The organism is Neptunomonas sp. (assembly GCF_041601355.1).
Taxonomy (GTDB): Bacteria; Pseudomonadota; Gammaproteobacteria; order Pseudomonadales; family Balneatricaceae; genus Neptunomonas.
In genome coordinates, this window is the sequence record NZ_JBFIIH010000128.1 from 1 (window position 1) to 10822 (window position 10822).

12 protein-coding genes are annotated in these 10822 nt (G+C 46.4%); 2 read left to right on the top strand and 10 right to left on the bottom strand.

The window, feature by feature from the left end:
• The 6 genes from ABY436_RS16350 to ABY436_RS16375 all read right to left on the bottom strand — a co-directional run.
• Positions 1-501 (bottom strand): HAD family hydrolase (locus ABY436_RS16350; protein WP_372740001.1); only part of this gene is annotated, 501 nt, incomplete at its 3' end.
• Positions 494-1414 carry a tyrosine recombinase XerC gene (xerC, locus tag ABY436_RS16355; RefSeq protein WP_372740002.1) on the bottom strand — a complete coding sequence of 307 codons (921 nt, stop codon included), beginning with the start codon at positions 1412-1414 and terminating at the stop codon, positions 494-496. The genes ABY436_RS16350 and xerC, both read right to left, overlap by 8 nt.
• A 1-nt stretch (position 1415) precedes the next feature.
• Positions 1416-2117: a DUF484 family protein gene (locus tag ABY436_RS16360; RefSeq protein ID WP_372740003.1), complete on the bottom strand. Its 702-nt coding sequence runs from the start codon at positions 2115-2117 to the stop codon at positions 1416-1418.
• Positions 2114-2947, bottom strand: coding sequence for a diaminopimelate epimerase (gene dapF / locus ABY436_RS16365; protein ID WP_372740004.1), 834 nt, complete (start codon positions 2945-2947; stop codon positions 2114-2116). The genes ABY436_RS16360 and dapF overlap by 4 nt, the downstream gene beginning before the upstream one ends.
• 25 nt (positions 2948-2972) lie before the next feature.
• Positions 2973-4229 (bottom strand): diaminopimelate decarboxylase, encoded by a 1257-nt coding sequence (lysA, locus tag ABY436_RS16370; RefSeq protein ID WP_372740005.1) that lies wholly within the window; start codon positions 4227-4229, stop codon positions 2973-2975.
• Between the two features lie 182 nt (positions 4230-4411).
• Positions 4412-4522: a lipoprotein gene (locus ABY436_RS16375; protein ID WP_372740006.1), complete on the bottom strand. Its 111-nt coding sequence runs from the start codon at positions 4520-4522 to the stop codon at positions 4412-4414.
• Between the two features lie 124 nt (positions 4523-4646).
• Between ABY436_RS16375 and cyaY the strand changes: the two genes are divergently transcribed.
• Positions 4647-4973 (top strand): iron donor protein CyaY, encoded by a 327-nt coding sequence (cyaY, locus tag ABY436_RS16380; RefSeq protein WP_372740007.1) that lies wholly within the window; start codon positions 4647-4649, stop codon positions 4971-4973.
• 33 nt (positions 4974-5006) lie between these two features.
• On the opposite strand, the gene waaA is transcribed toward cyaY, so the two are convergent.
• Both waaA and msbA read right to left on the bottom strand, forming a co-directional pair.
• A complete protein-coding gene (waaA, locus tag ABY436_RS16385) occupies positions 5007-6284 on the bottom strand; it encodes a lipid IV(A) 3-deoxy-D-manno-octulosonic acid transferase (RefSeq protein ID WP_372740008.1) in 1278 nt (425 codons plus the stop codon).
• Positions 6277-8064, bottom strand: coding sequence for a lipid A export permease/ATP-binding protein MsbA (gene msbA / locus ABY436_RS16390; RefSeq protein ID WP_372740009.1), 1788 nt, complete (start codon positions 8062-8064; stop codon positions 6277-6279). Before msbA ends, waaA begins: the two co-directional genes overlap by 8 nt.
• A gap of 126 nt (positions 8065-8190) precedes the next feature.
• Here msbA and lpxL point away from each other — a divergent pair, with 126 nt between their 5' ends.
• Positions 8191-9105, top strand: coding sequence for an LpxL/LpxP family Kdo(2)-lipid IV(A) lauroyl/palmitoleoyl acyltransferase (gene lpxL, locus ABY436_RS16395; protein ID WP_372740010.1), 915 nt, complete (start codon positions 8191-8193; stop codon positions 9103-9105).
• Here lpxL and ABY436_RS16400 read toward each other — a convergent pair.
• Together ABY436_RS16400 and ABY436_RS16405 are read right to left on the bottom strand one after the other, a co-directional pair.
• Complete coding sequence (locus ABY436_RS16400; RefSeq protein ID WP_372740011.1) at positions 9062-10366, bottom strand: O-antigen ligase family protein; 1305 nt, start codon at positions 10364-10366, stop codon at positions 9062-9064. The two genes, lpxL and ABY436_RS16400, sit on opposite strands and share 44 nt — an antisense overlap.
• 23 nt (positions 10367-10389) lie before the next feature.
• On the bottom strand, positions 10390-10822 hold a 433-nt coding region (locus tag ABY436_RS16405; protein WP_372740012.1), incomplete at its 5' end, for a YrbL family protein.

Genomic DNA, 10822 nt, shown 5'->3' on the forward strand with positions numbered 1-10822 from the left:
TAACATATGCTGAAAAATCAGTGGATCTGGTTTTTCTACACCGACACTGTCTGCACTAAACTGAAAATCCATCAAGTGCGACAATCCCACCTGCTTCACATCAGCGTTGCCATTACTGATAGCTCCTAATAGGTATCCGTGAGCTTTAAGCGCTTCCAGCATCGCTAACGCGTGTTCAAAGAACTCCACTTTCTGACGTGCCTGATAAAAAACAGAAAACGCCTGTTCTGCCAGTTGCTGCGCCTCAACGCTTGTATAGCCAGCCTGCTCCAGGCCATGTTCCAGTACGGCCATGCGAATACGTGAGACGCTGTAACTAATATCAGGTTGCTGCAGCAGTACTTCTGTCCGGAGCGTGTTCAGATCGCGTAACTGGTAGGTTTTATTGAACAGCGGCGCATTCTCATATAACCATTCATATAAGGTGTGATTGGCGGCTCTGACCACAGGATCAACCGCCCAAAGTGTATCGTCCAGATCAAAAGTAATACATTTAATCATCTTTTTTATGTGCTCTTGGGTGTGATTTTTCGTAGACATCCATCAGATGTTGAAAATCCAGATGCGTATAGATTTGTGTTGTCGATATATCTTCATGGCCCAGCAACTCCTGCACAGCACGCAAGTCACTGCTCGACTCCAGCATATGACTGGCAAAACTGTGGCGCAAACGGTGGGGATACACTTTGCCTTGCGTCTGCATAACTTTTGCCCAATGATCAAAACGCTGCTGCGCACTGCGCACACTTAAACGCTGACCTCGCTTAGAAATAAACAGTGCACTTTCATTATAATCGGCCCAGGCAGCACGGTACTTCAGCCAGGCATTTAACGCCTTCAGCGCGACTTGTCCAACAGGTAGCATTCTGGATTTACGCCCTTTACCCGTCACAACTAAACTCGCATCCCGACAATCAATATCAAGAATATTAAGGCTGATCAGTTCTGAAACACGTAAGCCAGAAGAATACACCAGTTCCATCATCGCTTTATCACGACTGGAAAGCGCATCACTCACAGGAAAATCCAACAATTGACTCAGCTGATCAACATCCAGTGTTTCAGGGAGTGACCTACCAACTTTAGGCGCGCGTACACCTTGAGCGGGGTTATGCGAAACCTGCCCCTCTTTTGCCAGATAGAAATAAAAACTGCGCACGGCAGACAGCGTACGTTGAATGCTTTTGCCACTTAAACCGTCACGATGGACCTCTGCAACAAATGCACGGATATCCCGCTCAGTGACATCGGCCCACTGTCGCAAACGACAGTCAGCGAGAAAACCCACCAGCTTGAGCAGGTCTCTTTGATAATTACTGGAGGTGTGCGGCGATAAATTACGCTCTGCCCGAAGATGCACTAAAAACAGATCAACCGCAGGACTGAGCTGTTCGGCAAAGCAGCGGTTAGGCATATTACACCTGCACCTCATGCATAATGCGGCTGGCAACCCGGCTCAGCACCTCACCCACATAAGATAAAAACAAAGTACCCTGACTACTTTGAAAGTAATAAGGATCGTAGCTACCAATCGCCAGCAAGCCAATTGTTTCACCTTTGACTAAGGGAATGACCGCGGCCGATTGCACTTTGACCGCCGCATCTTCGAATAAGAAGCGATTTTCAATCAACTGCAATTGCCCACAGGTGGGTAGATTAGTCGTCATTAGCGGCTCGATCACACCGGCAGTAGCACGGGGTAATATTCTAAGATTATTAACGTTCAGTGGCCTATCGCTAAACAGCACCAAAGACGTTTCATCTCCATAAAAATCACGACATAAACTCTCTTCCAACGCCACTGCCACATCATCCAGTGTGGCTGAATCGAGCAATGATAAAACCATACGTTTGGTTTTCTCAAACTGAGAATCATTATGCCGGGCAGTATCGATCAAATCTGATAAATGGACTGTTAATTGCTGATTCCGGTCTCGCAAAAGCGAAGTCTGTCGCTCAATCAACGAAATCGCTCTTCCGCTTTCATGCGGTACCGCCATCACTTCCAGTAACGGTTTATGCTGCATAAAGAAATCAGGATGTTGCGCTAAATATTCAGCCACATCCGATGCGTTAATGACCGATGACTTAATCTGTTGATTTTCTTCCTGACTCATAAAAACACCTGACCTTCAAACACTGAGGCTGCGGGCCCTGTCATCATCACAGAGTCTTCTTTACCGCCTTTCCAGCTAATGTGCAGCACACCGCCCGGAAGATGAACCTCCACACTGTCGCCCAACAATCCTCTGAGGCGACCCGCCACGACCGCCGCACATGCACCGGTACCGCACGCCATCGTCTCGCCTGCGCCACGCTCATATACGCGTAATTTCACTTGCGTAGGTGAGATTATCTGCATAAAACCAATATTTGCTTTTGCCGGAAATCGCGGGTGAGACTCAAGTGCCGGCCCCAGCGTTTCAACAGGCGCGTGATCTGCATCGTCAACCACCAATACAGCGTGCGGATTACCCATTGATACAGCAGAGATCTGCACTCGCTGATTATTGACGTCGAGCGGATACACCGCTGCCTGCCCATCAGCAATAAAAGGAATAGCCGCAGGCGACAACACCGGTGCGCCCATATCTACTTCAACCTGATTATCGGCACGAATAGTCAGTAACGCTTTACCTTTAGCCGTTTCAACCGCAATCACATCTTTATTGGTGAGGCGCTTATCACGCACGAAACGCGCAAAACAACGCGCACCGTTACCACAATGCTCAACTTCTGAACCGTCAGCATTATAGATGCGGTAGCGAAAGTCCATCTCAGGATTGGTAGGCGGCTCAACTAATAACAACTGATCAAAACCCACACCCATATGACGGTCTGCCAATTTCCTGACCTTATCTTCAGAAAGACGGATGCGCTGTGTCACCAGGTCAACAACCATAAAGTCATTACCCAGCCCATGCATTTTTGTAAAACGTACTAACATCTTCTTTATTCCGTTTAATGCGCTTTTAATGCCCTTTAGGCAACATCACTTCACCGCGCATCAGATCTGCCAGTGTCTCACGTGCGCGTACTGCAAACATTTCACCATCATCAATCATCACTTCAGCAACACGAGGCCGGGTGTTGTAGTTAGAACTCATGACGAAGCCATAAGCGCCAGCAGAACACACCGCCAACAAATCACCTGGCTGCAGGTTCAATTCACGATTTTTACCCAGGAAATCACCTGTTTCACACACCGGCCCAACCAGATCATACGCTTTGACCTCACCCTCTTGACGAAGCTCTACGGGAATAATGTCCTGATAAGCACTGTACAGTGAAGGCCTGATCAGGTCGTTCATAGCACCGTCGATAATGGCAAAGTTTTTATGCTCTGTACATTTCAGAAACTCGACCTGAGTTAGCATCACACCGGCATTGGCTACAATAGAGCGACCCGGCTCGAAAATAAGGCCTAATGGTCTGTCTCCCAGCTTTTCAAGCACCGCGGCTATATAGGTTTGCGGGGTGGGCGGAGTTTCATCGGTATAACACACACCTAAACCACCTCCCAGATCCAAATGATGGATCTGAATACCTTGCGTTGCCAACTGATCAATCAGCATCAGCAAGCGATCCAGCGCATCCATAAATGGTGCAATTTCAGTGAGCTGGCTGCCAATATGACAATCCATACCGACTACATTCACATGAGGAAGACTGGCGGCATGGCAATAAATACGCTCAGCTTCACCAATCGCAATACCGAACTTATTATCTTTCAATCCCGTCGATATGTAAGGGTGCGTACCCGCATCAACATCCGGATTAACACGAAATGAGATATCCGCAATTTTTCCACACTCACCGGCAACCTGGTTGACTCGTTCTAATTCAGCTTCTGACTCGATGTTAAAACAACGAATACCTACGGCCAGCGCTCTGTTAATTTCATGCGCCTGCTTGCCGACCCCCGAAAATACGATTTTTTCAGGTAATCCGCCGGCTTTGAGAACGCGTTCCAATTCACCCAAAGAAACGATATCAAAACCCGCACCTAATCTCGCCAGAATATTAAGCACAGCCAGATTACTGTTGGCTTTAACCGCATAACATACCAGCGCGTCATGACCTTCCAGTGCCTGAGCATAATCCATATATGCGCGTTCAATTGCATCGCGGGAATAGACATAAACAGGGGTACCAAAACGCTCAGCCACTTTACTCAACGCTACTTCTTCGCAATGCAAACGGCCATTACGGTATTCAAAACTATCCATTGATTCTTCTCACTCGCAACACATGTTTAATTTTGCGACCTTTAGACGATTACTCCTTTGTCTTCCGGCGGTGTTAAAAACGCACTCATTCGGCAATTTATACACATAAACTTCCTTATTCCGTGCGTTTTTGCCTTGTCAGAAAACAAATTTTCAGCTTCTGCAAAGATCGCATTGTAGCTTTACTGATTTTCAGTCTGCTTTTCCGGTTCAGGCAGGTAAAGCGGCCCTTTTTGCCCGCAACCCGATAACAATATTATCCCCGCCAACACTAAAACCCAGCTAAGTTTCACAATACAATTCTCTATTCATAGACAATAATTGATCGATTATACCCTTGAAAAGAGCCTGATGAGTACCGTAAGAAAGCTGATATACTGCGCATCCACTTAATTATCTATATAAAGAGTTTGTCTGATGAACGAATCCGAATTCAATGATCTTGTTGATGTGACCCTACAACAGATTGAAGAGCGTCTCGATGATGCTGAATCAGATATCGATTATCTGATCAGTGGTGGTGTACTCACGATTAAATGTGAAAACCGCAGCCAGATTATATTTACCCGCCAGACTCCGGTGTTACAACTATGGCTGGCCACCAAAGATGGCGGTTTTCATTTCGATTACGATGTAACCAGCAAACAGTGGTTGCGTGACAGCGACCAAACGCCACTCGTTGACATGCTCAACCATGCCTACGTCACCCAAACGGGTGAGCCGCTCACGTTTGACTTAAATTAAACGCTTAAATTAAAAGCGTCATGCAGCGCTTTCTTAGGATAGCAGGTGCGTACTCACTTCCCGATACAGACGATCGAGTGCGCCCCGTTGTGAATCAGCATAGTGCATCGCTTTACTGCCAACCTCACTAAGCATTTCAGGGCGCTGCATATAGGCCGACAGCAGGTCTGTTACTTCAGACATCTGTTGTACCCGCTGCATCCCACCCGCCTGTTCCATCGCCTCACTGATCGCTGCAAAATTAAAATGATGCGGCCCCATCACTATCGGCAGGCCCAGCACAGCTGGCTCCAGTGGATTATGCCCTCCTACATTGACGAAGCTCCCTCCCATCACCACCAGATCGGCAGCGGCATACAGCAGCATCAGATCCCCCATGGTATCGCCCACATAAATGCGGGTTGTCACATCAGGAAGCAACTGGTTGCGGCCAGAACGACACACCACATCATCCGAATATTTTAACGCTATCCTATAAACCGCTTCAAAGCGCTCAGGATGACGAGGCACCAACATCACCAACAGATCGGGATAACGCTCCCATAAAGGACTGATTGCCGCTAACAATTGCGCTTCCTCATCTTCATGGCTACTCGCCAGGATCAGCGTGAACCGCCCGCCGAATTGCTCCCTTAACTGCCTGCCCCGCAAACGGGTTGTATCATCCACCTGAATATCAAACTTAATACTGCCGGATACTAAGATACGTTCAGCAGGCATACCCAGTTGTTTAAAGCGCTCCGCGTCACTTTGATGCTGGGTAATCAATAATGTCAGCTCTGACAGCATTTGCTGTGTCAATCTGGCAAGTTTTGCATATCCTTTAGCAGAGCGCTCAGACAAACGGGCATTAGCGATAATTACCGGCACACCGGCCTTTTTACAACCCGCAATCATGTTCGGCCAAAGCTCAGTTTCTACGATAAGCGATCCACGTGGCTGAATACGCTGAATAAAACGCTGAATAGCATCGGGCAGATCATAGGGGCAATAAAAATGATGAACACGATCAGCAAACAATGCCTTAACACGCTCAGCACCCGTTGGCGTCATACTGGTCATGACAATTGGTATTTCAGGAAAATCTTTTAATAGCCGCTCGACTAACGGGGCGATGGCGATCGTTTCGCCGACCGAAACAGCATGAATCCACAAAGGGCGACCGCTAACCGGCGGTACCAGGCCAAAGCGTTGCCACCAACGTTGCCGATAGCCCGGTGCTTTTCGTCCCCGCCACCACAAGCGAATTAATAGTACGGGAACTGACAGATAAAAAAGCAGGGTATAAAGGAATCCAGGCCAGCTAGTCATCCGCTAGTTCACCAAACTGCATTTTATACAGCTGAGCATAAGCTCCATCTCGTTGTAATAAATCATGATGCGTCCCTTGTTCGACGATACGTCCTTGATCCATCACCACAATCAGGTCTGCGTTCTCTATGGTCGAAAGACGATGCGCAATCACTAACGTAGTGCGGTCTTTCATTACCTCTTCAAGCGCACTCTGAATATGCCGCTCTGATTCGGTATCCAGCGCAGAGGTTGCTTCATCCATAATCAATATCGGCGCATCTTTCAGAATAGCTCTGGCAATGGCGATACGTTGACGCTGGCCACCGGATAACAACACGCCACTTTCACCCACCTGCGTCTGCAAACCTTCCGGCAGACGGGCAACGAACTCCATCACATGTGCTGCCTCAGCCGCCGCCTGAATCTGCTCAAGTGAGGCTGATGCCATAGAACCATATGCAATGTTTTCGGCGATCGTGCCGTTAAACAACACCACACTCTGGCTGACAATGGCGATCTGCTCACGCAGCGACACCAACTGATAAGACTCAAGTGCCTGATCGTCCAGTAATATTTCACCTGTCCAGCCATCATTAAAGCGCGGAATTAAGGCAGCCACCGTTGATTTACCGCTACCGGATTTTCCAACCAACGCGACTGTTTTACCTTGCGGGACATCCAATGAGAAATCTGAAAGCACCTGATCATTGCTTTCAGGGTAGTTAAAAGAGACGTGTTCAAATGTTAAATGCCCGGCAACTCTGTCCGCTATTATTGTGCCCCCATCCTTCTCTTCTTCCTGATCCATCGTATTAAAAACAGCCTGTGCAGCCGAAATGCCTTTTTGCACCATCACATTTATTTCGGTCAACAAACGTAACGGTTTCGTCACCATGGCTGCTGCCGTGATAAAAGCGACAAACTCACCCGTGCTCATGCCACCCATCACCGATGGTGACATGGCCAGATACATCAACGCCGCCAGCGCCATTGCCACCAGAAACTGAACTACGGGGGTATTAATCGACTCAGCCACCACCAACTTCATAAACTGACGGCGATTCAGATCACTGGCACCATGAAAACGTTGACGCTCAAAGTCAGTACCGCCATACACCCGAACGACTTGATACCCCTGTATAGATTCAGAAGCAGAGCTGGTGATATCACCGACCGACTTCTGAATACGATGCCCTAAACCGCGCATTCGCTTAGAAGCGATCTTTACAACAATACCGATAAACGGAGCTGCGGCCACAAAAATCAAGGTCAACTTCCAGTTAAGATAAAACAGGTAACCAAACAAACCGATAACGGTAAGCCCTTCACGGATCAGTATTTTTACCGCATCAGTCACCGCCCCCGTCACTTGCTCAACATTGAAGGTCAACTGAGCCAACAATTCACCAGAAGAGTGGTGGTGATAGTAGTGCGCGGGTAACAACAGCATCCGATCAAACAGATCTGTACGTAAACCGTGGATGACAAAGCGAGCCACATAGCTAATGCAATAATTGCCGAGAAAAGTACCTACGCCACGTAAGGCAAAAATACCCAGTACCGCCAACGCCAGCCAGACCCGATCATCCAACCGGCCCCCTTCCACAGAATCAACGACACTTTGTAACCACTTAGCCGACATTGCCTGAGATGCGCCATACAGGGCATAACCTATAAAGGCCACAGTAAACGCCGGCCAATAAGGGATAGCGTAGGCTATCAAGCGCTTATAAATCACCCAACCTTTAGAAGCAGCATCCCGGGAGCTTACATCAGTATTCTTTTTATCTGAACTCATCAGGCTCTCAACTTAGTTCTTTAACAGATATAAAAATGTTCTCATTATAACCTTCTTTTATAAGTATTTGCTGACATCGCAAAAGCCTCTTACAATCGTGCCTATACATTTACTCAAAGACATTTTATGACAACTAACGATCAGCATTTTTTTAGTCCGAGATACTGGCCTACCTGGGCCGGACTCGGCATTTTATACTTCATTAGCTTGTTACCTTACGCAATGCAAATCAAACTTGGTAAAAGTACCGGTAACCTGATGTACAGGCTCTTTAAAAAGCGCCGTCATATTACTGAAGTGAACATCCGGCTGTGCTTCCCGCAAATCACACCGGCAGAACAACAGCGCCTAGTACGCAATATCTTCCAAAATAATGCAATAGGCATGTTTGAAACAAGTATGAGCTGGTGGCAAAGCGATCAGTTTCTCAGTATGCCCGTTACCCTTAAAGGTAAACAATACCTGGATGATGCGCTGTCACATAACAAAGGCGTGATTTTATTAGGTGCGCATTTTTCGACACTAGATATGGGAGGGAGGCTACTGGCTCGCTTTTATAACGTAAATGCTATGTACCGCAAACATAATAACCCTTTAATGGATTTCGTTATCAAACGGGAACGCGAGAAACATCTGGCCCATACCATTGAACGCAAAAATCTACGCGGAGTACTTAAAGCTTTACGTAAAAATGAAATTGTCTGGTACGCACCGGACCAGGATTTTGGGCTTAAACACTCAGTGTATGCTCCCTTTTTTAATGTACCTGCTGCAACAATTACCGCGACCAGCAGACTCGTCAAGCTGAACAATTCTCCAATATTGATGTTTACCCATCACCGCTGCCCCGATAATTCAGGTTATGAACTGGAGTTGTTTCCTATTATTGAAGGCTTCCCCAGTGGCGATGACACCCGGGATGCGACGCGTATTAACCAGGAACTTGAAAAGGGCATTCTAAAAGACCCGGGGCAATATATGTGGGTACATCGACGCTTTAAGACACATCCAGAGGGGAAGAACTTCGTGTATCGTCATTAATCTCGCTGGCATAAGTAAATAATGAAGCAATAAACAAAGCAGCTAATAGCCAAAATGCCTGCGCCCAGTAGGCTTTATAAAGCGATAAATGTGTATTGATTGGAAACAACACTCCAACCAGTCCGCAGTAATATCCCAATGGGATCCACTGTTTGATTTTGACAAGCTGCAAAAAAAATCGCCGGAATATTAACCAGAATGCAGCCAACAAACCTAGTAAGCCAAATAAGCCCGTATCAGCCATCGCGTCAATAACTATCTGGTGGCTATGAAACGCTCCCCTCTTCTGCTCCCCTTCAGGTGAGCGCAACACATAAATATCATCAGGCTGAGCATAGTCCGGATAGGCATAACGAAAGCTTTTAAAACCAACCCCATTAATCCAGTTATCCTCTATCATATTTATTGCCGTACCCCACAGCGTTAAGCGATACGACGTTGCCCGATCTAAAGCAGCATAATCAGCAGTGCTGAGTCCCTGAAAAGTATAAGCTATACGTCCCTTAATTCCCTCGTGAGTTGACACACCAGCGATGACCAGGCCCACTATCAAAAAACTACCAAGCACTATTTTTTTTGAAATTTTCACTTTCCACAAAGCAGCAATGATGACAGTAAACAACAGCAGCCAGGCAACCGCTAACCACGCGCCTCGATTGCCACTTATAAAAATCGTAGCGATCAAGCAAGGAACTATAATCAATAACCCGACTTTACCTACCCATTGATTTACAGCAACGCAGGCAATACCAATATAAACAACTAACATCCAACCTAAGACTGGGTCATCACCAAAAACACCACTAATTCTCCCCGGCGAATAACTTTCCATGCCAAAAAGATTCACAGAAAACAAAAGCTGAATCCAGGCATCTACCATCCAGAAAATAACGATGACAGCTATGACACGGGAAATACTCTCATGAATTTTAACTGATGACGCTGCATGTATGATAAACACACCAGCAAAGTAAAAGCGCAGCATACCTAACGCATCAATAGCGCCCTTTTTAAATAGGTAGGCATCAGGTAGAGAAAGTATTGCGGGAATCCAGAAACAGGCGAACAACAACGTAAAGAACTTTACCCCCAGGCTACCCCTGAAGTTATCCTTATTCAGGATCAAAAGCCTGATACCCAGTACCGCCATGATCAGTGTAAAAAGTTCAAAAGACACACCAAACGGTTGAGAAAAAACAGTCAGGCCGACCAAAACAACAGGTAAAGCCATCCAACTGCTACGGTGCAGACCAGCGATCATAAAGTCTCTCTTTTAGTGCTCAATCAAAGATTAATCCGCTTATATAAGCGCTCAATTCTTCGCTGCATTTTTCGTTTGGCTAAGGACGAGGATAAATAGCTTAGTGGTAACAGCGCACGGTCTTTACGATACCCTTTCAGATCAATAAAACGTAGGGTTGGATTACCTCCATTAATCTGAATAAGAAAATTATTAGGATTAAAGTCAAAAAAATAGAGGCTTTTTGAGAACAGTGTTTGAAAAAAACGTTCAAGTTGCGGTTTTAATGTGTCGGCAGAAATTCCACTATCTGTTAAATAGTCCGCCAATGTTTTAGATAGCTGACCATTATCATCTAACACTTGCCGACACGCTAAACCTAGTCCTTTATCGGTATCAACTAATGTTTCTTCATATTCAGGAATATAACCTTGCAAAGAAAAAACTAGTTTTTTATATATGCGCAGCTCACGCGCA